23 protein-coding genes, 1 tRNA gene and 2 rRNA genes (1 of these 26 cut by a window edge) are annotated in these 26492 nt (G+C 64.2%); 17 read left to right on the top strand and 9 right to left on the bottom strand.

The genetic code is table 11. The features are described 5' to 3' along the window. From R3D65_RS04490 to R3D65_RS04425, 14 genes are all read left to right on the top strand, one after another. Positions 1-1806, top strand: a 23S ribosomal RNA gene (locus R3D65_RS04490) (it extends 1111 nt beyond the left edge of the window). A gap of 276 nt (positions 1807-2082) precedes the next feature. Further along, positions 2083-2198, top strand: a 5S ribosomal RNA gene (gene rrf, locus R3D65_RS04485). Between the two features lie 43 nt (positions 2199-2241). Beyond that, positions 2242-2318, top strand: a tRNA-Met gene (locus R3D65_RS04480). Positions 2319-2622: 304 nt separating this feature from the next. Beyond that, the gene (locus tag R3D65_RS04475; protein ID WP_371274036.1) at positions 2623-3807 is read left to right on the top strand and encodes an acyl-CoA dehydrogenase family protein; all 1185 of its coding nucleotides are present in this window, start codon (positions 2623-2625) and stop codon (positions 3805-3807) included. Between the two features lie 12 nt (positions 3808-3819). Continuing rightward, positions 3820-4884, top strand: coding sequence for an acyl-CoA dehydrogenase family protein (locus R3D65_RS04470; protein ID WP_371274035.1), 1065 nt, complete (start codon positions 3820-3822; stop codon positions 4882-4884). Positions 4885-4910: 26 nt separating this feature from the next. Continuing rightward, positions 4911-5708, top strand: coding sequence for an enoyl-CoA hydratase/isomerase family protein (locus tag R3D65_RS04465; protein ID WP_371274034.1), 798 nt, complete (start codon positions 4911-4913; stop codon positions 5706-5708). Positions 5709-5814: 106 nt separating this feature from the next. Continuing rightward, positions 5815-7020 carry an ABC transporter substrate-binding protein gene (locus R3D65_RS04460; RefSeq protein ID WP_371274033.1) on the top strand — a complete coding sequence of 402 codons (1206 nt, stop codon included), beginning with the start codon at positions 5815-5817 and terminating at the stop codon, positions 7018-7020. 64 nt (positions 7021-7084) lie between these two features. Further along, entirely contained in the window at positions 7085-7969 is an 885-nt protein-coding gene (locus R3D65_RS04455; RefSeq protein ID WP_371274032.1) for a branched-chain amino acid ABC transporter permease, read from the top strand. Continuing rightward, complete coding sequence (locus tag R3D65_RS04450; protein ID WP_371274031.1) at positions 7966-9477, top strand: ATP-binding cassette domain-containing protein; 1512 nt, start codon at positions 7966-7968, stop codon at positions 9475-9477. The genes R3D65_RS04455 and R3D65_RS04450 overlap by 4 nt, the downstream gene beginning before the upstream one ends. Next, entirely contained in the window at positions 9405-9746 is a 342-nt protein-coding gene (locus tag R3D65_RS04445) for an ATP-binding cassette domain-containing protein (RefSeq protein WP_371274359.1), read from the top strand. Before R3D65_RS04450 ends, R3D65_RS04445 begins: the two co-directional genes overlap by 73 nt. Further along, positions 9733-10452 (top strand): ABC transporter ATP-binding protein, encoded by a 720-nt coding sequence (locus R3D65_RS04440; protein WP_371274030.1) that lies wholly within the window; start codon positions 9733-9735, stop codon positions 10450-10452. The genes R3D65_RS04445 and R3D65_RS04440 overlap by 14 nt, the downstream gene beginning before the upstream one ends. Beyond that, on the top strand, positions 10442-12094 hold the full coding sequence (locus R3D65_RS04435) for an AMP-binding protein (RefSeq protein ID WP_371274029.1): 1653 nt from the start codon (positions 10442-10444) through the stop codon (positions 12092-12094). The genes R3D65_RS04440 and R3D65_RS04435 overlap by 11 nt, the downstream gene beginning before the upstream one ends. A gap of 78 nt (positions 12095-12172) precedes the next feature. Then, positions 12173-12814, top strand: coding sequence for a TetR/AcrR family transcriptional regulator (locus R3D65_RS04430; protein ID WP_371274028.1), 642 nt, complete (start codon positions 12173-12175; stop codon positions 12812-12814). A gap of 11 nt (positions 12815-12825) precedes the next feature. Then, positions 12826-14412, top strand: a complete 1587-nt coding sequence (locus tag R3D65_RS04425) for a class I adenylate-forming enzyme family protein (protein WP_371274026.1) — start codon at positions 12826-12828, stop codon at positions 14410-14412. Positions 14413-14427: 15 nt separating this feature from the next. Here the strand turns inward: R3D65_RS04425 and R3D65_RS04420 are convergent, their stop codons facing one another. The 7 genes from R3D65_RS04420 to R3D65_RS04390 form a co-directional block, all read right to left on the bottom strand. After that, positions 14428-16008 (bottom strand): acyl-CoA synthetase, encoded by a 1581-nt coding sequence (locus R3D65_RS04420; RefSeq protein ID WP_371274025.1) that lies wholly within the window; start codon positions 16006-16008, stop codon positions 14428-14430. Between the two features lie 55 nt (positions 16009-16063). Beyond that, on the bottom strand, positions 16064-17371 hold the full coding sequence (locus R3D65_RS04415) for a TRAP transporter large permease (protein ID WP_371274024.1): 1308 nt from the start codon (positions 17369-17371) through the stop codon (positions 16064-16066). Beyond that, positions 17364-17900 carry a TRAP transporter small permease gene (locus tag R3D65_RS04410; RefSeq protein WP_371274023.1) on the bottom strand — a complete coding sequence of 179 codons (537 nt, stop codon included), beginning with the start codon at positions 17898-17900 and terminating at the stop codon, positions 17364-17366. Before R3D65_RS04410 ends, R3D65_RS04415 begins: the two co-directional genes overlap by 8 nt. A 77-nt stretch (positions 17901-17977) precedes the next feature. Then, a complete protein-coding gene (locus R3D65_RS04405) occupies positions 17978-19114 on the bottom strand; it encodes a C4-dicarboxylate TRAP transporter substrate-binding protein (RefSeq protein ID WP_371274022.1) in 1137 nt (378 codons plus the stop codon). A gap of 96 nt (positions 19115-19210) precedes the next feature. Continuing rightward, complete coding sequence (locus R3D65_RS04400) at positions 19211-19990, bottom strand: enoyl-CoA hydratase-related protein (RefSeq protein WP_371274021.1); 780 nt, start codon at positions 19988-19990, stop codon at positions 19211-19213. Beyond that, positions 19987-20877, bottom strand: a complete 891-nt coding sequence (locus tag R3D65_RS04395) for a crotonase/enoyl-CoA hydratase family protein (protein WP_371274020.1) — start codon at positions 20875-20877, stop codon at positions 19987-19989. Before R3D65_RS04395 ends, R3D65_RS04400 begins: the two co-directional genes overlap by 4 nt. Before the next feature lie 19 nt (positions 20878-20896). Next, on the bottom strand, positions 20897-21637 hold the full coding sequence (locus tag R3D65_RS04390; RefSeq protein WP_371274019.1) for a FadR/GntR family transcriptional regulator: 741 nt from the start codon (positions 21635-21637) through the stop codon (positions 20897-20899). A 430-nt stretch (positions 21638-22067) separates the two neighbouring features. Here R3D65_RS04390 and R3D65_RS04385 point away from each other — a divergent pair, with 430 nt between their 5' ends. Genes R3D65_RS04385 through R3D65_RS04375 form a run of 3 tightly spaced genes read left to right on the top strand, consistent with a single transcriptional unit; the run spans position 22068 to position 25015 of the window. Continuing rightward, entirely contained in the window at positions 22068-22931 is an 864-nt protein-coding gene (locus R3D65_RS04385; protein WP_371274018.1) for an acyl-CoA dehydrogenase family protein, read from the top strand. Beyond that, positions 22892-23353 carry an acyl-CoA dehydrogenase family protein gene (locus R3D65_RS04380; RefSeq protein ID WP_371274017.1) on the top strand — a complete coding sequence of 154 codons (462 nt, stop codon included), beginning with the start codon at positions 22892-22894 and terminating at the stop codon, positions 23351-23353. Before R3D65_RS04385 ends, R3D65_RS04380 begins: the two co-directional genes overlap by 40 nt. Positions 23354-23410: 57 nt before the next feature. Beyond that, on the top strand, positions 23411-25015 hold the full coding sequence (locus tag R3D65_RS04375; protein ID WP_371274016.1) for a class I adenylate-forming enzyme family protein: 1605 nt from the start codon (positions 23411-23413) through the stop codon (positions 25013-25015). A gap of 71 nt (positions 25016-25086) precedes the next feature. Here the strand turns inward: R3D65_RS04375 and R3D65_RS04370 are convergent, their stop codons facing one another. Both R3D65_RS04370 and R3D65_RS04365 read right to left on the bottom strand, forming a co-directional pair. Then, positions 25087-26016 (bottom strand): calcium/sodium antiporter, encoded by a 930-nt coding sequence (locus R3D65_RS04370; RefSeq protein WP_371274015.1) that lies wholly within the window; start codon positions 26014-26016, stop codon positions 25087-25089. Further along, entirely contained in the window at positions 26006-26368 is a 363-nt protein-coding gene (locus tag R3D65_RS04365; protein WP_371274014.1) for a hypothetical protein, read from the bottom strand. Before R3D65_RS04365 ends, R3D65_RS04370 begins: the two co-directional genes overlap by 11 nt. Positions 26369-26492: the final 124 nt, after the last annotated feature.

The following is a 26492-nucleotide window of genomic DNA, read 5'->3' as shown; positions in this document are numbered from 1 at the left end:
GGTGCTAACGTCCGTCGTGGAGAGGGAAACAACCCTGACCAACAGCTAAGGTCCCCAAGTCATGGCTAAGTGGGAAAGGATGTGAGGATCCCAAAACAACCAGGATGTTGGCTTAGAAGCAGCCATCATTTAAAGAAAGCGTAACAGCTCACTGGTCTAAACAAGGGTCCTTGCGCCGAAAATGTACCGGGGCTCAAGCCATGCACCGAAGCTTTGGGCTTGCTTTGCAAGCGGTAGCGGAGCGTTGTGTAAGCTGATGAAGCGGGATCCGTGAGGACCCGTGGAGGTATCACAAGTGCGAATGCTGACATGAGTAACGATAAAGGGAGTGAGAGACTCCCTCGCCGAAAGTCCAAGGGTTCCTGCTTAAAGTTAATCTGAGCAGGGTTAGCCGGCCCCTAAGGCGAGGCCGAAAGGCGTAGTCGATGGGAACCACGTGAATATTCGTGGGCCTGGAGGATTGTGACGGATCGCGTGTATCGTATGCCCTTACTGGATTGGGTGTGCGGTGAAGCGGTCCCGGGAAACAGCACCTCCGTACAGACCGTACCCGAAACCGACACAGGTGGACTGGTAGAGCATACCAAGGCGCTTGAGAGAACTGCGTTGAAGGAACTCGGCAAATTGCACGCGTAACTTCGGAATAAGCGTGACCCTTTTGCGGGCAACCGCAGGAGGGTGGCACAGACCAGGGGGTAGCGACTGTTTATCAAAAACACAGGGCTCTGCGAAGTCGCAAGACGACGTATAGGGTCTGACGCCTGCCCGGTGCCGGAAGGTTAAGAGGAGGGGTGCAAGCTCTGAATCGAAGCCCCGGTAAACGGCGGCCGTAACTATAACGGTCCTAAGGTAGCGAAATTCCTTGTCGGGTAAGTTCCGACCTGCACGAATGGCGTAACGACTTCCCCGCTGTCTCCAACGCAGACTCAGTGAAATTGAATTCCCCGTGAAGATGCGGGGTTCCTGCGGTTAGACGGAAAGACCCCGTGCACCTTTACTATAGCTTTACACTGGCATTCGTGTCGGCATGTGTAGGATAGGTGGTAGGCTTTGAAGCGCCGGCGCCAGCTGGCGTGGAGCCATCCTTGAAATACCACCCTTATCGTCATGAATGTCTAACCGCGGCCCGTCATCCGGGTCCGGGACAGTGTATGGTGGGTAGTTTGACTGGGGCGGTCGCCTCCTAAAGCGTAACGGAGGCGCGCGATGGTGGGCTCAGACCGGTCGGAAATCGGTCGTCGAGTGCAATGGCATAAGCCTGCCTGACTGCGAGACTGACAAGTCGAGCAGAGACGAAAGTCGGTCATAGTGATCCGGTGGTCCCGCGTGGAAGGGCCATCGCTCAACGGATAAAAGGTACGCCGGGGATAACAGGCTGATGACCCCCAAGAGTCCATATCGACGGGGTTGTTTGGCACCTCGATGTCGACTCATCGCATCCTGGGGCTGGAGCAGGTCCCAAGGGTATGGCTGTTCGCCATTTAAAGCGGTACGTGAGTTGGGTTCAGAACGTCGTGAGACAGTTCGGTCCCTATCTGCCGTGGGTGTAGGAATATTGACAGGATCTGTCCCTAGTACGAGAGGACCGGGATGGACGTATCTCTGGTGGACCTGTTGTCGCGCCAGCGGCATAGCAGGGTAGCTATATACGGAAGGGATAACCGCTGAAGGCATCTAAGCGGGAAACCGACCTGAAAACGAGTATTCCCTGAGAGTCGTGGAAGACGACCACGTTGATAGGCCGGGTGTGGAAGCGCAGCAATGTGTGAAGCTTACCGGTACTAATAGCTCGATCGGCTTGATCATTCTCATTTGCCAATGACCATCGCTTCTCTTCTGTCCTCACGGACGTACCGCAGGCCCTCGGGCCTGCTGTCCTCCGGACGGGGCGCGCCAAACGTGGCGCGGCGCCCCTCGGGCTTGCGAAAGCTGCTGCTTTCGAACCCGTCATGGCAGAAGGAATAAATGGAGAAAAACCAGGCGCCGCCGCACGCACCTTGCTTCGCAAGGATGCTTACGCGTCCCGTCATTGTCGCCTTCGGCGAAATGACGCACCAGCTTCTCATTCATGCGCTTCGCCGACCTGGTGGTCATGGCGGGGTGGAAAGCACCCGATCCCATTCCGAACTCGGCCGTGAAACGCCCCAGCGCCGATGGTACTTCGTCTCAAGACGCGGGAGAGTAGGTCGCCGCCAGGTCTGCTAAACGCATGGAAATCAGAATCTTCTCGACACGTAATGGCGCGGGGTGGAGCAGCCCGGTAGCTCGTCAGGCTCATAACCTGAAGGTCGCAGGTTCAAATCCTGCCCCCGCAACCAACACAAACGCCGCCGAAAGGCGGCTTTTTTGTTGGTAACGGGTCCAGAATGAAAGCCTCTTCAAGGGACCCGCAAGCCGGCAACGGCCGGCGCTGCGGGACAGACAAGGCAAATCCTGCCCCCGCAACCAAATTACCAAACCCAGCCAAAGCATCGTCGCTGGCGCGAAAGCCATCGCAAATCCGGCTCGTTGCGGTTCCCTTGGGTTATCGCGCAGGCCGGTTTTTCGCCGTAAACGGCATTGACATCGTCCGGGAGATGAATAATGAATCAGTAGTCATTATTTTGCTTTGGGAGGAGCGGTATGGACGCCGGCTGGTCGCCATCCGATATCGCGTTTCGGGAAGAGGTGCGGACGTTCACGCAGGAGAACCTGCCCGCCGACATCCGGGACAAGGTGATGAGCGGCCGTCCGCTGGCGCGTTCCGATCACATGCGCTGGCAGGATATCCTGGCTGCAAGAGGATGGATCGCCGGCTTCTGGCCGCGACGCCATGGCGGCTGCGAATGGACGCCGGCGCAAAGCTACATCTTCCAGGAAGAGACCACCCGTGCCGGCGCGCCCTGGCTGCTGCCCTTTGGCGTCAACTATGTCGGCCCGGTCATTTACACCTACGGCAGCGAGAAGCAGAAGGCGCGCCATCTGCCGGGTATCGTCTCCAACGAGGTCTTCTGGTGCCAGGGCTATTCGGAGCCGAATGCAGGGTCCGATCTCGCCCGCCTGTCCACGCGTGCCGAACGCGACGGTGAGCATTACATCGTCAACGGATCAAAGATCTGGACGTCCATGGCCCATTGGGCCGACTGGATCTTCGCCCTGGTGCGCACCGATCCCCAGGTCAGGCCGCAGGCCGGCATTTCCTTCCTGCTGATTGATCTGCGCTCGCCCGGTGTCTCGGTCCGGCCGATTCGCTCCATCGAGGGCGCGCACCATCTCAACCAGGTCTTTTTCGACAATGTGCGCGTGCCCGTTGAAAACCGGGTTGGCGAGGAGAACAAGGGCTGGACCTACGCCAAGTTCCTGCTCGGCCACGAACGTGTGCTCTCCGCCGAGATAGGCAAGGCCAAGCGCATGCTCGGCCGATTGCGGCGGCTGGCCGAAGAGCGCGGCGCGTCCGGCAGCTACCGCTATCTCGACCGGTTGAACCAGCTCGAGACCGACCTGATCGCCCTGGAATGGACCACGTTGCGCATGCTGGAGGCCGTCATGGACGGCTCCGCGCCCGGCTATGAGGCATCGATCCTGAAATTGCGCGGCTCGACTGTCGTGCAAGCCATTGCGGAGGCGACCGCTGATCTGCTGGGGCCGGAGGCGGTGCCCTACGATCCGGCCTTCCTCGAAGAAGGAAGCAACGATCCGGGCGATGAATTGGCCCGCCACATGGGCATCGTTTCGGAATTCCTGTTCCAGCGCGCGCCAACGATCTGGGGCGGCAGCAATGAAATCCAGCGCAACATCATTTCCAAGCATGCACTTGGTCTCGGGTAATGTGAGGCAGCCGTGAAGATCACGCCAACCGAAGAGCAGGCACTTCTGGCGCAAAGCGTCACACGTTTCCTGGCCGACCGCTACGACAACGAGGCACGGCGCGCCTGCGAGGCGACCCCGCAGGGCTTCGATCGCGCGCTCTGGCAGGACATTGCCGGCCTGGGCTGGCTTGGCGCCGCCGTGGGCGAGGCAGCCGGCGGCTTTGGCGGCCCGCGGGAAGTGGCGATCGTGATGGAGGGCGCCGGGCGTGCCATGTTCGCCGGTCCCTTGTCGGCATCCTGCGTGGCCCTCGCCATTCTCGAAGCTGCCGATCCGGGCAACGGTCAACTGGAACCGCTCATGGCAGGCGAGAAGATCGCCTGCGGGCTGACCGCTGCCATGGGTGAAGGCGTGACCGTGCAGGACGGGAACGGCATTCGCCGCCTGTCAGGCCGCTTCTCGACGGCGCCGGCCGGTGCATCGGCCGATCTCTTCGTGCTGGCCTTGCCCGATCTCGTCTGTGTTCTGGATGCGGCGGGCGAGGGGATGAATGTACGCGGGTTTCGCGGCATGGATGGCCGGCGCTATGCGGAATTGCGCCTTGAAAATGTTCGTATCGACGAGGGCGCCACGCTCTGCGAGGGGGATGGCGCACGCAGCGTTTGCGCGCGTGCCGATGCCATTCTTGCGCTCGCCATCACCGCTGAAGCCGCCGGCCTTGCCGCGCGCCTGTTCGAGGATACGCTCGCCTATGCCGGGCAGCGCCAGCAATTCGGCCAGGAGATCGGCAGGTTCCAGGCCTTGCAGCACCGGCTTGCGGACATGTTCGTGGCGGTCGAGGAGACCCGCTCGCTGGCGCTTGCGGTGACGCGGGCGGCAGAAGATGGCGCCGTGCCCGGCCGCGCGGTTTCGCAAGCCGTCGTCGGCGCCGTGGACCGCGCCCTGCACGTGGCCAAGGAAGCCATTCAACTGCATGGCGGCGTCGGCATGACCGAGGATCTGCCGCTGGGCGCAGGACTGCGCCGCGTCAAGGTTCTGCAACTCATGCCCGGCGGCGCGGAAGACCATCGCAAGCGGCTGACGACGCCCAGCAGATGACGAAAGACAACCGGGAGGAGAATGGAATGGATCGGTTCGCCAATTACAAGACAATGACGTTCAAGCGGGACGGCCGGGTACTGACGGTGACGCTGAACCTGCCCGACACGCTGAACGCGGTGAACGCGGACCTGCATTCGGAACTCTCGCGCGTCTTCATCGACCTGAACGACGACCCCGATTCCGATGTGATCGTGCTGACCGGCGCGGGCAGGGCCTTCTGCGCCGGTGGCGATGTCGACTGGATGCAGGATGCCATCGACGACCCGTCCCGCTTCGAGGTCACCGGTTTCGAGGCCAAGCGGATCATCTTCAGCCAGCTCGATCTGGAAAAGCCGCTGATCTGCCGCATGAACGGCCATGCCATCGGCCTCGGTGCCACGATCGCGCTGACCTGCGACATCGTCATCGCCGCTGAAAATGCAAAGATCGGCGATCCGCATGTTTCCATTGGTCTGGTGGCTGGCGATGGCGGGGCCATCCTCTGGCCGCAGATGATCGGTTACCTGCGCGCCAAGGAATACCTGCTGACGGGCGATCCGATCCCGGCGCCGGAGGCCGCGCGCATGGGGCTCATCAATCGTGCGGTCCCGGCTGACAAGCTGGACGAGGATGTCTATGCGCTGGCCCACCGGATCGCGTCCGGCGCGCGCAAGGCCATCCGCTGGACCAAGATCACGGCCAATATCGGTCTCAAGCAACTGGCCCATTCGATCATGGATACGGGCGTTGCCTATGAATCCATGTCCAACGTTTCCAGGGATCATCGCGAGGCGGTCGCCGCCTTTCGCGAGAAGCGCAAGCCCGTGTTCACGGGTGAGTAGGTCTGGCCGGGAGGCCGGGTGATTTTCAACCGGGAGGAGAATGAAATGGCATACAGGATTAGCAGACGAAACCTTGTGAAGGGGGCGCCGCGGCGCGGGCCTTGCAATGCCCTTCATCAACCTGCGAACCGCGCTGGCGCAGGACGGGCCGATCACCATCGGCGTCGTCACGCCACTGAGCGGCCCGGCGCAGCTCATCGGCAATTTCGTTCGCCATGGCGCCGAGATCGGGGTCAAGCATGTCAATGCGCGCGGCGGGGTCAACGGGCGCGAGCTGGCCGTGGAGTTCCGCGATTCCAAGGCGAACCCGAACGACGCGTCGGTTGCCGCGCGCGAACTGATCGGTGCGGGCGTCAATCTTCAGCTTGGCACGATTTCCAGTGCCGTGGCGCTGGCCATGGGGCCGCTGCTGCAAAGCGAGGGCGGCGTGGTGCTGACCTCCGGTGCGGGCACGGAAAAGCTGAACCATGAGAACTACAACCCGCATGTCTTCCGCGTCGGCGACAGCCCGGTCAGCCGCAATGCCGGCCTTGTCCGCCACATCGTGAAGTCCCGGCCCGAGATCCGCAAATGGGGCGGTATCATTCCCGACCATGAATATGGCCGCACGACCTGGAAGATTTTCGAGGCGACCATGCGCAAGGCCATGCCGGAACTGACCGGCGAGGAAGCCGTGATCGCCGAGCCGATCCTGGTTCCCTACGGTTCGGGCGACTATCGCAACTACATCACGCAGGCCATGCGCCTGGATGTCGAGGGCATCTACACCTCCGTCTATGGCGGCGATGCGGTGACCCTCTACCAGCAGGCCAAGCCGTTCGGCCTGTTCGACAAGATCGACGTGCTGCTCGATTCGGCAAACGAGTTCCTCGTCGCCACGGCGATGAAGGGCGAAATGCCGGCGCTGTGGAGCGGCTTCCACTGGTACTATGAGGCCAACAAGGGCAACCCGCTCTCCGACCAGCTCTATGCCGACTATGTCGAGCGCACCGGCGACAATTACCCGATGGGATGGGCAGCCGAAGCCCATGCCGGAATCATGGCCTATGCCGGCGCCATCGAGAAGGCGGGCAGCACCGAAACCACCGATGTGATCGCCGGGCTGAAGGGGCTGGAATTCGACAGTGCGACCGGCATGCGGCGCATCCGCGCCGAGGACAACCAGGCGGTCAAGAATGCCGAACTGGCTTACATCGAGCCCTCGGATTCCGCACCGGACGGCTTCGCTGTCACCGACTATGTCTCGCTTCCCGGCGAGGAGGTGATCGAGCCGGCCAATCCGGGCAAGCCGCTGGATACCTCGATCCTCTGACGATCCTCCCGAGGCGCCGGGCGGGAAATGGGTCCCGCCCGGCATTCAACCGGAGCACGCACCAATGGTCGATATCGGCTTGACCGTCTTCAACGGGCTTGCCTGGGGCATGGCGACGTTTCTCGTCGCGGCCGGGCTGACGCTCATCTTCGGGATCCTTCACATCCTGAACTTCGCCCATGGCGGCTTCTTCATGATCGGCGCCTACGTCGCCTATTCGGTCATGCTGGCCTTCGGCGGTTCGTTGCCGCTCTGGCTCTACCTGGTGGCGGCAATCGCGGCCGGGCTGGCTGTCGGCCTGATGGGCTGGGGCGTCGACAAGCTGATCCTGCGGCGCCTGCGCGATGTCGAGGACGCCTATTCCCTGATCGCCACCTACGCACTTCTTCTCGTCTGTGTCGGCGCCGTGCAATTGATCTGGGGGCTGAACTACCTCTCCGTCATGCCGCCGCCCGCGCTCAATTCCGTGGTTTTCCTGGGCGACATGTTCATGCCCACCTACACGATCTTCATCATCGTGTGCGGCATTCTCGCCTTCATCGCGCTCGAAATCTTCATTTCGCATACCCAGATGGGCCGCCTGATCCGTGTCGTTGCCGCCGATCCCTGGATGGCGAAACTGCTCGGCCTCAATGTCCGGCGCATCTATCTCATCACCGTCGTGTTCAGTTTCGCGCTGGCCGGGCTTGCCGGCGGCCTGCTGATGGCCAACCAGAGCCTTTCGCCGGAGCTGGGCGGCATCTTCCTGTTACAGGCTTTCGGTGTGGTCATCGTCGGCGGCATGGGCTCGATCCGCGGCGCCTTCATCGCCGCCATCCTCCTCGGCATGATCGAGAGCTTCGGAACCTTCTTCTTCCCGCAATATCCGGGCATCTACTTCCTGATCGCGCTGGCCGTCATCCTGCTGGTCAAGCCGGAAGGCATCATGGGCAAGGAGCAGACGGCATGATCGACTATCGCAGGCGCATGCGGGTCAACCTCGCCATTGCCGCCACGGGCCTGGCCCTGTTCGCCGTCTTTCCGCTTTTCGCCAACAGCGGGCTTGTCTTCCTGGCGGGGCTGGTCGCCATCAACATCGTCTTCGGCCTGTCCTGGAACCTGCTGTTTTCCGGCGTCGGCCTGTTGAGCTTCGGCCATGCCATGTTCTTTGCCGGCGGCGCCTATGCCATGGCGGTGCTGTCGCTGCGCGTGCCCGAATTGCCTTTCGTGCTGGGCCTTTTCCTCGGTGCGCTGACCGGCGGTCTGATCGCGCTGGTTTTCGGCTTCATCGCGCTGCGCCGGGCCAGCGGCGTCTATTTCGCCGTTCTGACGCTGGCCTTTTCCGAACTCATCCACATCTTCATCACCAAGACCACGTTTCTCGGCCGGAACGACGGGCTTGTCGGCATTCCAAGACCGGTGATCGACCTCGGCATTGCCAGCATCGACCTCACCAGCGCGGGCGCATATTACTATTTCATCATTCTCGCCATGGCAGCCGTGGCCTTCGCACTCTGGGCATTCCAGAATTCGCCGGCCGGGCGGCTGATCCGGGCGATCAAGCAGGATCCGGTCGCACGCAGCACAGCCTTTCTGCGGCACCGATATACGCTCATGGCAGCTCACCGCCTTCGTGCTGTCCGGCTCGATCGCGGCATTTTGCGGTTGCCGTCATGGTGCCTTTCGCCCAGATCGCTTCGCCTGAAATCGCCTACTGGACAATCTCGACCGAACCCATCCTGTTCACGCTGCTGGGCGGCGCCGGGCATTTCTGGGGCCCGGCCGTCGAGCCATCCTGTTTGGCGCCATCGATTACGGCACGCGGGCCATGTACGGCCTGTCCGAGATCACTGTCGGTGTGCTGCTGCTGGGCGTGGTCCTGCTGATGCCGGGCGGATTGCTGGGCTTCCTGCACGCCCGCCGCGCCGCTGCCCGCCGGTCGGGCCTTGCTGCAAGCGATGTCTCCATGGACAAGGCGGAGAAAGCGACATGACCCGGTTGATGGTGGCCAAGGGCATTCACAAATCCTATGGGCGCGTACGCGTGCTGGAGGATGTGGACTTCGACCTTGAGGAGGGGGAGGCGCATGTCGTCATCGGTCCCAACGGTGCCGGCAAGACGACGCTCTTCCGTTGCCTGAGCGGTGAATCGCGCATCAATGGCGGCACGATCACGCTGGGCGGCCGGGACATCACCGCGCTGGACGGATGGCAGCGGGTGAAACTCGGCATTGGCCGCTCGTTTCAGGTTGCACGGATCTTCCCCGACATGTCCGCTTTCGAAAACCTCATCGTCGCCATCGAAACGCGCGAACGGGTCGACAAGGGGCTGAAATCGACCTTCGGCCTTGTCGCGCCGCGCCGTGAGGTGCGCGAGGAGGCTGAGCGCCTGGTTGTCGAACTGGGCTGGAGGGCCGCCTCGACGAGCCGGCCAGCACGCTTTCCCATGGCGACAAGAGGCGGCTTGAACTGGCCATGAGCCTGGCCTTGAAGCCGAAACTGCTCATGCTGGACGAGCCGACCGCCGGCATGTCGCCGTCCGACCGCGCGGAGGCTGTGCGGCTCATTTCGCAGGTGCGCGAACGCTACCGCCTGACGCTGCTGCTCACCGAACACGACATGGAAGTGGTTTTCGGTCTGGCAACACGGCTGACCGTCCTTCACCATGGCGCCATCATCGCGTCGGGCGAGCCGCACGCCGTGCGCGCCGAACCTCGCGTCCGGGAGGTCTATCTTGGCCACCACTGAACCATTGCTCTCCGTATCCGGCCTCAACGCCTACTATGGCGGCAGCCATATCATCCAGGATGCGGCCTTTTCCGTCGGCACGGGCGAAAGCGTTGCGCTGCTCGGCCGCAACGGCGCGGGCAAGACGACGCTGATGAAGAGCCTGCTCGATGCCGGCCCGCGCGTGCAGGGCGAAATCGTCTTCGGCGGCACCGACATGGCCGGCATTCCCACCGACGAGCGCAGCCGGCGCGGGCTGATGCTGGTACCCGAAGACCGGCGCATCTATCCCAATATCACGGTTGGCGAGAACATCGAGCTTGGCCGCCATGCGGCCGCCGCGGGCAAGGCGCTTTCGCTCAATGACATCTTTGCCCTGTTCCCGTTGATCGAACCGCTGAAGGACCGCGCCGGCTACCAGTTGAGCGGCGGGCAGCAGCAATTGGTCGCAGTGGCACGCGGCCTTCTCGGCGCGCCGCGCCTGCTGCTCCTCGATGAGCCGGTGGAGGGGCTGGCCCCTGTCGTCGTGCAGGACATGGCCGGGCATATCCGGCGGATCCGGGAGACGCAGGATCTCTCCCTGCTCATTTCCGAACAGAACCTGTCCTTCGCCCGGGCCTGTACCGACCGGGTTGTGCTGATCGATACGGGGCGTATCGTCTACGATGGAACGTGGGAGGATTTCGATGCCGATCCGGGGCTCAAGGAGCGCTACCTTGCCGTCTGAGACAACCGACATGCAGCCGGCGCCCTGGCCGCTGCGCTTCGAGCCGGGTGAACGCGAGGCCCGCAAGGCCGCGGGCGAATGGCTGGGAACGAACCTGGCGAATGCGGCGCGCACCATGGCCCATGAGAAGCCGGAGACGATCGCCATTTCCGACGGGATGCAGGCGCTCGACTATGCGACGCTCTACCGGCGGGCGACCGACCTGGCGCGCGGCCTGCGTGAACTGGGTGTCGAGCCGGGCGATACGGTCAGCTTCCAGCTTCCCAACTGGAGCGAGGCGAGCATTCTCAACCTGGCCTGCGCGCTCGCCGGTTTCGTCATCAATCCGGTCATACCGATCTACCGGCAGGCGGAACTGGCCTTCATCCTGAACGACTGCCGGGCGCGCATCGCCTTCATTCCCGACAGCATCCGTTCCACCGACTACAAGGCCATGTATGGCGAATTGCGCGCGCGTCTTCCGGGCCTGCGGCATGTCGCCACCGTGCGCGGCAGCGGCGATCTGACCTTCGAGGCCATCGAGGCGCGCGGACGCGAAAGCACGCTCGCCCTCGAACCGGCCGACCCCGACAGCGCCAAGCTGATCATCTACACCTCCGGGACGACCGGGCAGCCGAAAGGCGTGATCTACAGCCACAACCAGGCGCGCCGGCCGCTCTGGGCCAGCGTCGAGACATGGGGCCTTCAACCGGGCGACCGGCTGCTCATGCCCAGCCCCGTGACCCACGTCACCGGCTATGCCTACGGCCTCGAAATGCCCTTCCATTTCGGCACCCGGACCATGCTGATGGAGCGCTGGGACGGCGCCGAAGCTGTCCGCCTCGTCGATGAGCACGGCATCAGTTTCATGATCGGGGCCACGCCTTTCCTGTCCGAACTGGTCGCCGGTGCCGAGAAGGCCGGAACGCGGCTGGAATCGCTGCGCATCTTCGCCTGCGGCGGTGCCGCCGTGCCTCCGGCCCTGATCGACCGCGCCAACAGGCATTTCGCCAATTGCCGGTCCTTCCGCGTCTTCGGCAGTTCCGAATGCCCGATGGTCACGCAAGGCTGCATGGAAGACATGACACTGGCGGCGCGCAGCGACGGGCGCGTGACCGACTGGGACGTGCGCGTCGTGGATGACGAGGGCAGGGCGGTTGCGCCTGGCAGCGAGGGCGAGATCCTGGCCAGGGGGCCTTCCCTCTTCCGTGGCTATACCGACCGGCAGGCGACCGACGAGGCGTTCGATCCGCAGGGCTATTTCCATACCGGTGATCTGGGCACTGTCACCGCCGACGGTGTCCTCACCATCACCGGGCGCAAGAAGGACATCATCATTCGTGGCGGCGAGAACCTGAGCGCCAAGGAGATCGAGGACGCCCTGCACACCCATCCCGCCATTCGCGAAGCGGCCGTGGTCTCGATGCCGCATCCGCGCCTGGGCGAGGGTGTCTGCGCCTATCTGATCCCTGCCGCGGGCGACGGGCGGCCGGATGCCGGCGCCCTGACTGCCTTTCTGCTGGAGGCTGGCCTGGCGCGTCAGAAATGCCCCGACCGCATCGAATATGTCGATGATCTGCCGCGCACGGCGTCAGGCAAGGTGCAGAAACACATCCTTCGCGACCGGATCCGTTCGACCATGGCATCAGAGGCGGGGGCTTGATCCCGGCGCCGCAATGTCGGATGCCTGCGCGCGGGGCGCCGGGCCTGTGTCCGGCGCGGTAGCGGCAGGGAGGACGCGATGGCGAAACGAGCGGAAAAGGCGCAGGCCAACCGGCAGGCAATTCTGGATGCCGCCGCCGTCGTGGTCGGCCGGCACGGCTACGGCAAGGCCTCCATCGCGCGCATCGCCGAGGAGGCCGGCGTAGCCCACGGCCTGATCTATCTTTACTTCAAGAACCAGCAGGATCTGTTCGACCAGTTGCTGCCCCATGTCGGCGAGGCCATGCTGCGCTTCATCGCGCAAGCCACGCTGCATGCCCGCACGCTGGCCGACCGCGAGCGCGATGGCCTTGAAGCCAACTTCGCCTATCTGCGCCAGCATCCGGCCCTGCACCGCATCCTCAACGAAGCGGCCTTTTTCGCGCCGGCCGCGCACCAGCAATATCTGCGGCGCATGGCGGGCGGCTATACGCGGTCGCTGCAGCGCGGCTGGTCGGCCGGTGAGGTTGACGGCTATGACGAGAGCGAGCTGGAAGTGCTGGCCTACATGATCATCGGCGCCCGCGAATACCTGCTGGAGCGCTACGCCGTGAGCGGAAGCGAGATCAACGACCTGCCGGACCACGTCAAGAAGACCTATCTGCGCGTCGTCGCGCGCAGCCTTGGCATCGACGAGGAACGAATGATGACGGGCATGCCGGAGGCGCAGCAGACCGGCTGATGGAGGAAGGAATGGCCGCAAGCGCATTGACCCCGCACCGCAGCACGCAGGCGGCCGGTCACTGGTCCGTGGATTTCACTGTTCCGGACCTGCTGCGGCATCAGGCCGAACGGCGCGGCGAGGCGCTGGCCTTGTCCGCCGCCGCACAGGGCGGAAGGCGCGAACGCCTGACCTACGCGCAATTGCACGGGCGCATGGGCTCAAGTGCCGCGACGCTGGCGGCCGCCGGGCTCCGGCGCGGTGACCGCCTTGCGATATATCTGGACAATGACCGCGCGCTGGAATGCTATCTGGCCGCATTGGGTGCGCTGGCGCTGGGCGCGGTAGCGGTCCCGTTGAACACGCGCAGCGCGGATGAGGAACTGCGCCACGCCATCTCGTGGACCGAACCGCGTTTCGTTGTCTGCGATGAAGAGGGGCGCCAACGCCTCGCCGCTGCACTCGCGTCCTCTGCCCCCGCCTTCGTTTCTTCGCAGGCCCTGGCAGAAGCGCAAGCCGGCGCGGGTGATTTCCGGCCCGCGCCGGTCTCGCCCGACGATCTCGGCTGCCTGCTCTTCACCTCGGGCACCACCGCACTGTCCAAGGCCGTGATGCACAGTCACCGCACAATGATCGCCACCGGGTATTGCAGCGGCACCGCGCTTGGCCTTCGCCCCGGCGACATCTACCAGGGCGCGTTTCCCTTCTTCACCAGTTCCGCGCTCAATCTGGCGGGCATGTCATGCTGGGTCGCCGGAGCCGGACTGGTGATCGAGGGGCGGATCGGCAACGAGGAGCGGCTGGACCTGATCCGCGGCGAAGGCACCACCTTCTATCATGGCGTTCCGTCCATCCTGAACTTCATGGCACAAGCCTTCGAGCCTGGGCTCCACGACCTTTCCGGCCTGCGGCGCGTGGCCAATGGAGGCGCGGCCATGCCGCTTGAACTGATTGCCACCATCGGCCGTCTCTGGCCCTGGGTGGATCAGGTGCAGATCTACGGCATGACGGAAAGCGGGCCGGCGGGCACGGTTCTGGACCCGGAGCGGATGGCGGACAAGGCCGGCTCGGTCGGGCGCGCCATGCCCCTCATGGCCGTCGAGATCGTCGGCGATGACGGCAAGGCGCTTGCGGTGGGGCAGGAAGGGGAAATCGCCCTGTCAGGCCCGGCCGTGGCGCTCGGCTATTTCCGCAACGAAGAGGCGACAGCGAAGGCGTTTTCCGGCCGGCGCATCCTCACCGGCGATGTGGGCCGGCTGGACGAGGACGGATTTCTGTTCTTTGGCGACCGCAAGAAGGACATCATCAATCGCGGCGGCCTCAAGATATCCTCCGTCGCGGTGGAAGGCGCGCTCTACCGCCATCCCCTGGTCAGGGAAGCCGCCGTCTTCGCCATTCCCCATGCCGGTCTCGGCGAGGATGTCGCGGCCTGTATCGTGCTGAAACCGGGCGCGGCGCTGGCCGCCGGGGCGCTGGCCGCCCATTGCCGCAGCCATCTGGCCGATTATGAAGTGCCGCGCCGGTTCGCTTTCGTCGATGAATTGCCGAAAAACCCGATGGGCAAGATCCTCAAGAAGCAATTGCGCGACAACCCGCCGCCGCTGCGGCGGGTTCCGTGAGCCAGCCAGGCAGCCTCATGCTCCGGCGAAAACGTCCTGGTAGTGCTGGCGCAGATCCCGCTTGAGGATCTTGCCGCTGGCGTTCTTCGGCAATTGCGCCGCGATCTCGACATGCTTGGGCGCCTTGAAGCCGGACAGCGTATCGCGGCAATAGGCCATCATCGCCTCGGCCGTGAGCGTGGCACCGGCCTTCGGAATGACCACCGCCACCACCGCCTCGATCCACTTGGGATGGGGAACGCCGAAGACGGCCACTTCCGCCACGTCCGGGTGCTGGAAGATCGCTTCCTCCACCTCCCGGCTGGCGACATTCTCGCCACCGGTCTTGATCATGTCCTTCTTGCGGTCGACGACATAGAGATAGCCGTCCTCGTCGAACCGGCCGAGATCCCCGCTGTGGAACCAGCCATTGCGGAAGGCCTCCGCCGTCTTTTCCGGATCGTTGTAATATTCCGAGATGAGGTGAGGGCTGCGATGCACGATCTCGCCCACAACCCCGGCCGGAACGGGCCGGTCGTCATCGTCCACCACGATGGTTTCCACGTTGAGGGAGGGCCGGCCGGCCGAGCCCAGCTTGCGCATCTGGTCCTGCGGCTTCAGGATCGTGGCGACCGGCGCCATCTCGGTCTGGCCGTAGAAGTTGAACAGGCGCATCTGCGGCAGCCGGCGCGACAGTTCCTCGATGACCGCGGTCGGCATGATCGAGGCGCCGTAATAGCCGGCCTGAAGGCTGCTGAGGTCGCGCGTGTCGAAATCGGGATGGCGGAGCAGCGCGATCCAGATCGTCGGCGGACAGAAAAGTTTGGTCACCCCGTGGGCTTCGACCGCCGCCAGCATCTCCGCCGGATCGGCCTTGTCATGCAGGATGGAGGAAACGCCGAGATAGAGATCGGGGCTCAGGAAACAGTCCAGCTGCGCGCAGTGGAACAGCGGCAGGCAATGCAGCGAGACGGCGTCCGCCGTCATCTCGCCGTCCACGATGCAACTGACATATTGGGCATAGAGGGCGGCGGAGGTAAGCAGCGCGCCCTTGGGCCGCGATTCCGTGCCGCTGGTATACATCATCTGGATCGGATCGTCGGCGCCGACATCCCGCCAGACCTCCGTATCGTCGGTGTGGTCGAGCAGGGTGGAAACCGGCTCCCAGCCCTCTGGCGCTTCCACGCCGCCATGCGGGATGACGAAACGCGGCATGTCCGTGCCGGCTTCATTGAGCGCCGCATCGGCCACCGCGCACAAACCGTCCTCCGCGATCATCATGCGCGCGCCGGAATGGTTCAGGATATAGGCCACGTCATGCGCATTGAGCATGAAATTGATCGGCGTGGTGATGGCGCCGAGGCGCGCCAGAGCGAAACGCAGCACCACGAATGCGCGGTTGTTATGGGTGAACAGAGCCACCCGGTCGCCCTTGGCGATGCCGCGTTCCTCCAGCGCATGGGCCGCGCGGTTGACCGCCGCGTCCAGTTCGCGGAACGTGTCCGTGTGATCCCGGAAGACGAGCGCTGTCTTGTCCGGATAGCGGGCGGCCGACCGGCGCAAAAGGTCGCCGAGTTGCTGGCTGCGCGCGCGTTTCAGATGATTGTCGGTCTGCATCGTGTACCTCTTGTCGTTTCTTGGGCACTGCCAGCCGGGCGGCGCGGATCGTTTCTCATCCGAGCAGTTCCGGCAGCGTGAGCACGAGTTCGGGGAAGGCGCAAAGAATGGCCACCAGCACGAGGTCCATCACGATGAACCATGTCACGCCCCTGAAGATGGCTGATGTCGTCACCAGGTCGCCCACCACGCTCTTGATGACGAACACGTTCATGCCGATGGGCGGGGTGATCATGCCGATTTCGAGCAGCTTCGTGAGCACGACACCGAACCACAGCAAGCTCCAGCCGGAGGCATCGACCACCGGCAGGATGATGGGCAGCGTCAGCAGCATGGCGCCGATCGGTTCCAGGAACATGCCCATCAGCAGGTAGACGCAGACGATGCCGACCATCAGCAGGACCGGACTGGAGGCGATCGAGAGAATGCCCGACGAGAGAAAGTCGCCCGCACCCGACAGGGCCAGGAACCGTGTCAGGAGGCTTGCGCCGATGGCGATGATCAGCAGCGCCGCCGTCGTCATCAGCGTCTCGCGTGCAGCCAGGAAAAACCGGTCGAGCGTCATCTGTCCGCTGACGATGGCAACGAGGCAGGCCAGTGATGCGCCAACCGCGCCGGCCTCTGTCGGGGTGAATACGCCGCCGAACAACCCGCCGAAAATGCCGAGCATGATCAGGAGGATCGGCCATGTCTCGCGCAGCGCCAGCAGCTTTTCGCGCATCGTCACGCTGGGGTCGCGCTCCGGCGCGAGATCCGGGTTCAGCCAGACCCGGACCAGAACGACGATGATGTAGCCCAGCGCCGTGAGCAGCCCCGCCACCACGCCGCCCAGGAACAGGGCGGAAATGGAGATCTGCGCGATCACGCCATAGAGGATGAGAATGATGGATGGCGGTATAAGCGCGCCGATCGTGCCCGCGACCGCCACGGTGCCGGTGGCCAGCTCGGCATGGTACTTGTGCTTCATCATCTCCGGTATGGCGATGCGCCCCATGGCTGCCGAGCAGGCAATGGACGAACCCGACACGGCGGCGAAACCGGCGGAGCCGAAGATGGACGCGATCGCCAATCCGCCGGGCAGGCTCGCCAGCCAGATGCGCGCGGCGTTGAACATGCCCCGCGTCAATTGCGTGTGATAGCTGATGAAGCCCAGGAACAGGAACATCGGTATGGAACTGAGAATCCAGCTCGATGTGAACTTGTAGGGGATGATGCTCATCGCTCCCCATGCGACGCGTGGGCCCATGAGGACCCAGAGCCCGCCGAAGGAGACGCCGATGAGCGCAATGCCGATGGGCACGCGCACAGCGATCAGGGCGACAAGGATGGCAAGGCCGGCAAGGCCGATTTCAACATCAGTCATTGATGAACTTCGCGTCGATGTCGGTTTCTTTCAGGCCGTTGCGCCAGCCGGTGACGGTCGTGATCACGCGATAGGCCGCGATCAGCGCCATGAGCCCGGCGCCCAGGGGAATGAGCCAGTAGCTTTGCCAGATCTCGATCATTTGCGAGCCCTGTTCCATCGAGGCGCCTGCCTTTGTCTTCTTGAGCGCCTCCGACCATCCGCCCATCATCACCGCCGCGATCACCGCCACCGTCAGAATGCCGGAAAATATCGAGAAGCCGTTGCGCACCCGCGCCGGCATCATGTCCGTGAGGAATTCCACGGAGATATGCGCGCGCTTCTCCTCCGCCACGCCAAGGGCGATGAACACCACGATGATCATGTAGTAGTTTGCAACAACCACCGTCGTTCCGGGCAGCGGCGCGTTGAACAGGTACCGCCCGGCGACATCGGCGGTGACGTGCAGCATCATCAGGGCCACGCAGATCGCCCCGATCATGGATGATGATTTGGCGAGGAAGGACAGCGCCCTGCCGATCATGAACATGAAAAGCCTCCATTCGACACGGGAGCCGGGCGCCGCCAGTCATGCGGCACCCGGCCTGATGTCATGCCCGAAAGACGTTACTTGCCGTAGCTGGCGACGTCGATCTTCGAGTGGATCTCGTTCCAGTAGAGTTCGGCCAGTTGCTCGGGGCTGGAGATGTCCTTGGTCAGGGCGCTCCACTTGCCAAGCAGTTCGGACAGCGCATCGGCCGCCGCGCCACCCGTCTCGATTCCGAATCGCTCCTTGTAGATGGCCGCGATGGCTTCCTTGTCCTTGGCGATGAAGGCGCGGTTCATCGCCACCAGTTCATCGGCTGCCGCCCCGTATTCGATGCCGAGGCCCGGCGCGCGCTCGCGTCCGGCGCGGGCTTCCTCGATATAGACCCAGGCAATGTCGGCGATGAGCTTGGCATTGGCGCGCAGCATCGCCGTCTTGGAATCGTCGGAAAGATCGTTCCAGCTATCCCGGTTCATCGTGATCGGCACGTTGAACTGCGCACCCGGCAGGCCGAGATAGACGTATTTCACCACGTCGATGAAGCCGAAGTTGACGAAGTCGGCAGTATTGGAAGCCGTGCAGTCAACAACGCCCTGGTTGAGGCCCTCAAGGGTTTCGTTGATCGACATGGAGACCGGAACGGCACCCACCGATTCCGCCCAGCGCGCCCAGTAGGCGCCGGCTGCGCGGATGCGCTTGCCCTTGAGATCGTCGGTCGAATTGAGCGGCACCACGCATTGCAGCACATAGGACGTCGTCGAGGCCGAGCCCAGATAGACCTGGTTCTGCGCCTCGATCTCCTTCTCGCAGGCCGGGCAATCGTTCATCACGTATTCGGTGATCGCGCCGGTGAAGGCGATGCTGCTCAGTTCGCTGGAAAATTCCTCCAGTTCCACCAGTTCGGAGAATTCTGCCAGCATGTTGAAATTGGAGTATTCCGCCGGGAAATAGGCCATCAGGTTGGCTGTCATGTCGGCAATGCCGTCGCGCACGCCCGCATTGGCTTCCGCGAAGCTGAGAAGCGAAAGCGGGTACACCTTCACCGTCACGTCGCCGCCGCTGTATTCCTCTACCGCCTTGGCGAAGTCCTCCAGCTTGGCAGTGGGCGCCGAATTGGGCGGCCAGCCGCCGGCAAAGCTCAGTTCCGCGGCCTGCGCGGCGCCTGCCGCTGCCAGCATGGACGCACCCGCAAGAAGGGCTTTCACTGTCTTTCTCATGGTCGTTTTCCTCCCGTGAACCATGTCGTTGCGTTCAATCCCTGCCAGGAATGACAGGGCATGCGTCTCCCCTCCGGCCTTCAGGCGCCGGATGGATCATTTGCGAAACCGTGCGGGACGCTTCTCATGAAACGCCGCCAGGCCTTCCGCGAAATCGGGTGTCTCTCCGGCCTGCTTCTGCAATTGCCGTTCGGTCGCCAGTGCCGTTGCGAAGTCGCTGTCGGCCGCGCTCCACGCAGCCTTGCGGATCAGGGCATGGCTGTGGCCCGGCCCTTCGGCCAGCTTCTGCGCCATGGCTTGTGCCGTTTCCTCCACCGCGCCATCGTCAACCAGCCGCGTCACCAGGCCCCAGTCAAAGGCCTGCGGCGCGGGGATCTTCTCGGCCAGCAGCATCATTTCCATGGCCCGTACCCGGCCTACGGCGCGGGTGAGCAGCCAGGTCGCGCCACCGTCGGGCACCAGGCCGATGCGTGCGAACGCTTCCAGGAAATAGGCGCCGCGGCCCGCCACGATGATGTCGCAGGCCAGGGCCAGCGAAGCGCCCACGCCGGCCGTGGCGCCGCGCACCGCCGAGATCAGCGGCACCGGCAGATCGCGGATGGTCAGCATCAGCGGATTGTAGTCCTGCTCCAGCGTCTCGCCGACGTCGAATCCCGCCGGGTCCGGGGGCATCGCGGCCTTCAGGTTGGCGCCGGTGGAAAACGCCCGTTCGCTGCCGGCAAGGATGATGGCGCGCGCGCCCCGCGCCGTCTCGGCCTTCAGCGCGGCGTGCAGATCCTGCGCCATCTGCGCCGTCATGGCGTTCATCGTGGCCGGATCGTTCAGGCGCAATGTCGTGACCGCGCCGTTGCGCTCGGTCAGGATGTGGTCGCTCATCTCTCTCCTCCTTCGTGCCAGCCCGGCTCGTTCCACCAGGGAAAGAAACCCGGCATGCCGGTCGATACCCGGTCGGGAAAGACCGGCCGGCGCTTTTCAAGAAAACTGGAAACGCCCTCCGCGGCATCGCCCGACGAACTGCGCGCCACGATGGCGCGGCTGTCGATGCGGTGGGCCTGCATCGGATGATCCGCCCCGGCCATCCGCCACATCATCTGACGTGTCAGGGCAATCGAGACGGGCGCCGTGTTGTCGGCAATCTCGCGGGCAAGCGCATGGGCGGCGCCGAGCAGGTCGTCCGGCGCGTGAACCGAACGCACGAGCCCGCCGGCCTTTGCCTCCTGCGCGTCGAAGACCCTGCCGGTATAGCTCCATTCCAGCGCCTGCGACATGCCCACAAGGCGCGGAAGAAACCAGGACGAGGCCGCTTCCGGCACGATGCCGCGCCGCGCGAAGACAAAGCCGAAGCGCGCGTTCTGCGAGGCGAGGCGGATGTCCATCGGCAATTGCATCGTCGCACCGATGCCGACCGCCGGGCCGTTCACCGCCGCGATCAGCGGCTTCAGGCAGTTGAACAGGCGCAGCGCCAGAACACCGCCCATGTCGCGTATGGCCGGATCGTCCCAGACATCGCTTGCGGTCGATGCCGGATCGACACGCGCCGCGGTGAAGGCGTCTGGATCCTCCAGATCGACGCCGGCACAGAAGCCGCGGCCGGCACCCGTCACGATCACGGCGCGCACCCCGTCGTCGCCGTCAATCTCGTCCAGGACCGACAGCATTTCCTCCAGCATCGTGCTGGTGAACGCGTTCAGGCGGTCCGGCCGGTTCAGCGTCACGGTCATGACGCCATCGGCAATGTCGGTCGAGATCGTTGTGTGGGGCATCGTGTTTCCTCGTTCGGCCTCAGGACAGCGCGCGCGGGTTCAGCGCGATCGCGTCTTCCAGTCCGGCGATCTGTGCGCCACGCCAGAAATCCTCGATATGCATGCGCGCCCATTTCTCCGCCCGCGCGGAGTCACGGTCGCGCATGGCGGCGATGATGTTCGAATGGGCCTCGATCTGCCGCTTGTAGAATTTCGGCGCGAAGGGCGCGATCTGCGCAAAGCCGCGAAAAAGCAGGAGCGCGATGGGTTCGCGCGCCAGCCCGAGCACGCGGTTGCGGCCCATGTCGGCGATGCGGGTATGAAACTGCTCGTCCAGTTCGATCGTCCGTCCCATCTGGCCTTCGGCGGCCACCAGTTCGGCATGCAATTGCTGCAACATCTCGATCTCGTCTGCCGTGGCGCGCTCGGCCGCCATGCGCGCCGCCAGCGGCTCGGTGACCATGGTCACTTCCGTCAGTTCGCGGAACGTCACCTTCATCAGCGCCATGGCGCGGCCCGCCCGCGTGGTCAGCTGGTCTGCCTGTGGAACCGTGACTTCAAGCCGGCGCGGCGAGGGCCGGTGGACAAGGCCGTCGCTCTCAAGCTGCCGCAAGCCCTCCCGCACCGTGGAGCGGGTGACGCCGAACATGGCGCCCAGTTCGCTCTCGCCGGGCAACTGGTCTCCGGGCTTGAGTTCGCCACGCAGGATCCGCGCCTCGATCTCCTCGGCGATCTGCTGGTAGGCATAGCTTGCATGGACGGGTTTCGGCGTCTGGCTCATGCGGTGTCATCACGGGCCGGGCCACGGGAGGGCCGGCGGCAGGAAAGGTTGATCTTTCTGTCTGTGCATTGGCGCGATTGCACGGCAAATCTTCGCTTTATGGTCGGACATTGGACGAGATGAGACCAATTTTTCGGGCCTGTCAACGCCGTATATCGGACGCTGCGGTGCAGCATGACACGTCATTTCCCGCGACAGTCCGGGCATTGGCGTGAAAGCGGCCGGCAAGGAAATCGGTGCAGGCCTCGGAAGAATCTGTCGAACAAGGTGTTAATTTTGCGGTGTAATGTGGAAGTTTGTGGCGCCGGTGCGCGGTGGGTGAAGCCAAGGCTATTGACCGCATGCGGGCGGCTCATTATCGGTTAGTGTCGGACAATAAGGACGTGGTATGGCTCGCGCCCGCAGCCGGGCCGGCGCGCCGTGACCGTCCGTGAAGCTGGACGCCCTGAAGGAGGCGGTGATGGATTTCGAATATTCCGCGAAAAGCAAGCAGATGCTGGCCGAGCTGAAGGCCTTCATGGAGGACCATGTCCTGCCCGCCAACCGGCGCTACCACGAGATCGCCCATGGCGGCGCCTACCCCACCGAGGTGATCGAGCCGCTGAAGGCCAAGGCTTTCGAGGCCGGCTTGTGGAACATGTTTTCACCGGAACTGGAAGACCATCATCCCGGTACCCGCCTGACCAACCTGGACTATGCGCCACTGGCCGAGGAAATGGGACGCGTGCCCTGGAGCCCGGAGGTCTTCAACTGCAACGCGCCCGACACCGGCAACATGGAAATCCTGATGCAGTTCGGCACGCCGGCGCAAAAGGAGAAGTATCTCGATCCGCTGCTGCGCGGCGAATTGCGCTCGGTCGTCGGGCTGACCGAGCCGGACACGGCGTCGTCCGACCTGACGAACCTGTCCACCACGATCCGCCGCGAGGGCGATGAATACGTCATCAACGGCCGCAAGTGGTTCTCGACCGGGGCAAAGCATCCCAATGCCAACCTCGCCATCGTTTTCGGCGTGTCCGATCCCTCGCCCGAAGCCGACCGTCACCGCAAGCATTCCTTCATTCTGGTGCCGATGGACACGCCCGGCTTCAAGGTCGTGCGCGATGTCCCGATCATGCATCACCATGCGCCCGAAGGGCATTGCGAGATCGTGATGCGCGACGTGCGGTGCCGGTCGACGCGATCCTCGCCAATGAGGGCGACGGCTTCATGCTGGCCCAGGCGCGGCTCGGCCCGGGGCGTATCCATCATTGCATGCGCACCATCGGGCAGTGCGAACTGGCGCTGGAACTGATGTGCGAGCGCGGGCTGGAGCGTCGCACCTTCGGCAAGGCGCTGGCCGACAATGCCAATATCCAGGACTGGATCGCCCAGTCGCGCATCGAGATCGATGCCGCGCGCCTGCTGATGCTCCAGACCGCATGGAAGATGGACCGCGATGGCGCGCGGGCCGCACGGGTGGACGTCTCTGCCATCAAGGTCATGGCTGCGCGCCTGCAGACCCAGGTGGTGGACCGCGCCATACAGGTTTTCGGCGCTGCCGGCATCACGCCCGACACGCCGCTGAGCTATCTGTGGACCTGGGGACGCGCCATGCGCTTCCTCGACGGTCCGGACGAGGTTCATCTCAAGGTGATCGCGCGCGAGGAACTGAAGCGGGCCAAGGCGGAACTGGGCAAGAACCTTGCGCATTTCGTACCTCCCTATCGCGATTGACAGCCGGTCGCGACAGGCGCTTCTGTCAGGGGCACGCGGCGAGGAAGGATGAAGGAAATGACGAGCGATCCCGGCCTGCGCAGGGAGAGGCACTATGCGGACCGTGTGGTTTCCTGCTATCCTGACCGGCCTGCCAACCTGGATGCGATGCTGGCCAGGTCGGTGGCGCTGAACCCGGACGGTCTGGCGCTTGCCGATGGCAGCCACCGGTTCACCTATCGTGCGCTCGACGACGAGGTCGGCCGCATCGCCGCCGGGCTGGCGGCACGCGGTGTGGGCGCGGGCGACCGTGTCGCGCTGTTGATGGGCAATGGCGCCCCTTTCGTCGTGCTGACCTTCGCGGTGGCGCGCCTTGGGGCGGTTACCGTGCCGCTGAGCATACGCGAACAGATGCCGGGTATCCGTTTCGCCCTGGTCAATTCGCAGGCCCGCCTTCTGGTCACCGAGGCGCAATGGGCGGACATCGTGCCGCCGGTCTCCGACACGCCGGATCTCTCCTGCCGCGTCTCGGTCGGCGCCGCCGCCGGTTTCGAGGCCTATGATGCGCTGCGCGCGGCTGCGCCCCATGCCGGCCCGTCGCCGGCCGGCGAGGACGATCTGGCCACCATCCTTTACACGTCGGGGACAACGGGTGTGCCGAAAGGGGCGATGCTGACGGGCCTCGGTATCGTGCATTCGGCCACCAGCTACATGCGCGAAATGCGGCTCGGCCCGCACGACAGCACCATCGTCACCGTGCCGATGAGCCATGTGACCGGGCTGGTCGCCTGCATTCATGCCATGATCCGTGCGGGCGGCACGGTCATCTCCATGCGCGCGTTCAAGGCAACGCGCGTTCTCGAACTGGCCGCGCGCGAACGCATGACCTTCTCGGTCATGGTGCCGGCCATGTATAACCTGTGCCTGCACCAGGCCGACCTGTCGGACTATGATCTCTCTGCCTGGCGCATTGGCGGGTTCGGAGGCGCGCCCATGCCCGCTGCCACCATCGAGCGGTTGGCGGAGGCCTTGCCGGGGCTCGGCCTGATGAACATCTATGGCGCGACCGAGACCACATCGCCGGCCACGATGATGCCATCGGACGGGATTGCGGCGCGGCGGTTGTCCGTCGGCCTGCCGGCGCCCGGTGTCGAAATCTGTGTCATGGACGACGATGGCCGCGAAGTCCCGCCCGGTGAGGCCGGCGAATTGTGGATCCGGGGGGCCATGGTCGTGCCGGGCTATTGGCAGAATCCGCAAGCCGATGCGCGTGAATTCGTCGCCGGATTCTGGAAATCGGGCGATATCGGTTCCGTCGATGCCGAAGGCTATGTCAGCGTCTTCGACCGCAAGAAGGACATGATCAATCGCGGCGGCTACAAGATCTACACCGCACAGGTGGAAAGCGCGCTGGCGGCCGTGCCCGGTGTTGTCGAGGCCGCTGTCGTGCCCAAGCCATGCCCGATCCTGGGCGAACGCGTCCATGCGGTCGTTTCGATCCGGCCGGACAGCGTGACGGAGGAGGCGTTGCGGGCCCATTGCGCCGGGCAATTGTCGGACTATCAATGCCCCGAAAGCTACACGCTGACGACAGATCCGCTGCCGCGCAACGCCAATGGAAAGATCGTCAAGCGGGACTTGAAGGCCAGGGCGGCTGAAATCCCCGCCATTGTCTCACGGTGACAGGGCGCTGAACGCGCTCCCTGCCGGAATATGCGCGGGAGGCCGCCGCAGCGCGCCTCCCGCACCTGCCTTCATCTGGCGAACAGCATGGCGGTATAGGCGCCATAACCGGCCAGCATGGCAAGGCCGCCCAGCCGCGGAATCCGTGTTGCAAACCGCAGGATGACCAGCAGCAGCAGCGATGCCGCCACCATCACCGGAATGTCGAACCGCTGCATCATTCCGGAAACGGGAACGGGTGTGACGAGGGCCGTGATGCCAAGGATTCCGAAGATGTTGAAGATGTTGGAGCCGACGATATTGCCGAGAGACACGGCGGAATTGCCCCGGATCGCGGCCACCAGCGAGGTGGCCAGTTCCGGCAGGCTGGTGCCCACCGCCACGATGGTCAGGCCGATCACCGCCTGTGAAACGCCGAGCGCCGTGGCGATCGCCGTCGCGCCATCGACGAGCAGGCGTGCGCCGCCGAAAAGGGCCGCCAGTCCGCAGAGCGTGATGAGCAGCAGCAAGGCGACGGAGCGCGATTCGGGCTGATGGTCACCGGCGCTGCCCTGGCCGCCGGAAGAGCGGAAGGCGGCGAACAGAAACGCAGCGAGCAGCGCCAGCATCACAAGGCCCGTCATGGCGGACACCACGCCCGTGAAGCCGACGGCCAGCATCACCAGGGCCGCGCCGGCCATCACCATGGCTTCACGCCGCACCGCCTTGTCCCAGGCAGCGATCGGGGCGACCAGCGTCGAATGGCCGACAATCAGCAGGACGTTGGCCGTGTTGGAACCGATGACATTGCCAAGCGCGATGTCGCTCTCGCCGCCCAGCGCTGCGTCAAGCGAAACCAGCAGTTCCGGCATCGAGGTGCCGAAGCCGACAATGGTCAGGCCGATCACCAGTTCCGAAACGCCGAAGCGGCGCGACAGGCCGACCGCGCCACGCACCAGTGCTTCGCCACCGGCAAACAGCAGCACCAGGCCTGCGCCCACGAAAAACCATTCAGTCAGCATGATGTGAGTCCTTGCTCGCGTCGAATCCGGCTGTCGCCGGTTGAACGTGCCCGGCCGGAAGATTGTTCACCGGGTCGGTTTCCGCTGCCCAGGCCAGCATGGCCACTTTCGCCGTGGTGGCAAACGCACCCGGCAAGGCGAGGGCGTAAAGGGTGAGCGTCAGCGCCGGCGCAAGATGCATCAGGCCGCTCAGCGCCCAGACCATGGCGAAGGCCCCGGCCACCGCCTCCGTGGCGAAGAACAGGGTGACCGCAACAGCCCCGAAATGGTGACGGGATTGACGATGCGGATGGGAAGGGCCGGATTTTGGAGGGTGTCCGGCAAAACCGCTTGATGCGACGGCATGCGCCACAGGGCCTTTGAAAAGCCGCTACCGGAAACGGAGCGGAGCCGCGGTCAGGATATGGGTGCCGGTATGCCGGCACAAGCCCTGAAGGCGGCAACCCGCAAAATATAGTCTGGCCCTCTGACCTGAC

It is taken from the genome of Zhengella sp. (assembly GCF_041397485.1).
Taxonomy (GTDB): Bacteria; Pseudomonadota; Alphaproteobacteria; order Rhizobiales; family Rhizobiaceae; genus Zhengella.
The sequence above is the reverse complement of the archived record's forward strand: the minus strand, read 5'-3'. Positions and strand labels throughout refer to the sequence as shown.

Excerpts from the sequence above, each read along its gene's own strand:
- R3D65_RS04430 (WP_371274028.1), top strand. The coding sequence starts at position 12,173 with ATGGCGAAACGAGCGGAAAAGGCGCAGGCCAACCGGCAGGCAATTCTG.
- R3D65_RS04475 (WP_371274036.1), top strand. The coding sequence starts at position 2,623 with ATGGACGCCGGCTGGTCGCCATCCGATATCGCGTTTCGGGAAGAGGTG.
- R3D65_RS04390 (WP_371274019.1), bottom strand. The coding sequence starts at position 21,637 with ATGAGCCAGACGCCGAAACCCGTCCATGCAAGCTATGCCTACCAGCAG.
- R3D65_RS04370 (WP_371274015.1), bottom strand. The coding sequence starts at position 26,016 with ATGCTGACTGAATGGTTTTTCGTGGGCGCAGGCCTGGTGCTGCTGTTT.
- R3D65_RS04415 (WP_371274024.1), bottom strand. The coding sequence starts at position 17,371 with ATGACTGATGTTGAAATCGGCCTTGCCGGCCTTGCCATCCTTGTCGCC.
- R3D65_RS04420 (WP_371274025.1), bottom strand. The coding sequence starts at position 16,008 with ATGCAGACCGACAATCATCTGAAACGCGCGCGCAGCCAGCAACTCGGC.
- R3D65_RS04465 (WP_371274034.1), top strand. The coding sequence starts at position 4,911 with ATGGATCGGTTCGCCAATTACAAGACAATGACGTTCAAGCGGGACGGC.
- R3D65_RS04395 (WP_371274020.1), bottom strand. The coding sequence starts at position 20,877 with ATGCCCCACACAACGATCTCGACCGACATTGCCGATGGCGTCATGACC.
- R3D65_RS04460 (WP_371274033.1), top strand. The coding sequence starts at position 5,815 with ATGCCCTTCATCAACCTGCGAACCGCGCTGGCGCAGGACGGGCCGATC.
- R3D65_RS04405 (WP_371274022.1), bottom strand. The coding sequence starts at position 19,114 with ATGAGAAAGACAGTGAAAGCCCTTCTTGCGGGTGCGTCCATGCTGGCA.
- R3D65_RS04455 (WP_371274032.1), top strand. The coding sequence starts at position 7,085 with ATGGTCGATATCGGCTTGACCGTCTTCAACGGGCTTGCCTGGGGCATG.
- R3D65_RS04380 (WP_371274017.1), top strand. The coding sequence starts at position 22,892 with ATGCGCACCATCGGGCAGTGCGAACTGGCGCTGGAACTGATGTGCGAG.
- R3D65_RS04450 (WP_371274031.1), top strand. The coding sequence starts at position 7,966 with ATGATCGACTATCGCAGGCGCATGCGGGTCAACCTCGCCATTGCCGCC.
- R3D65_RS04375 (WP_371274016.1), top strand. The coding sequence starts at position 23,411 with ATGACGAGCGATCCCGGCCTGCGCAGGGAGAGGCACTATGCGGACCGT.
- R3D65_RS04400 (WP_371274021.1), bottom strand. The coding sequence starts at position 19,990 with ATGAGCGACCACATCCTGACCGAGCGCAACGGCGCGGTCACGACATTG.
- R3D65_RS04425 (WP_371274026.1), top strand. The coding sequence starts at position 12,826 with ATGGCCGCAAGCGCATTGACCCCGCACCGCAGCACGCAGGCGGCCGGT.
- R3D65_RS04410 (WP_371274023.1), bottom strand. The coding sequence starts at position 17,900 with ATGTTCATGATCGGCAGGGCGCTGTCCTTCCTCGCCAAATCATCATCC.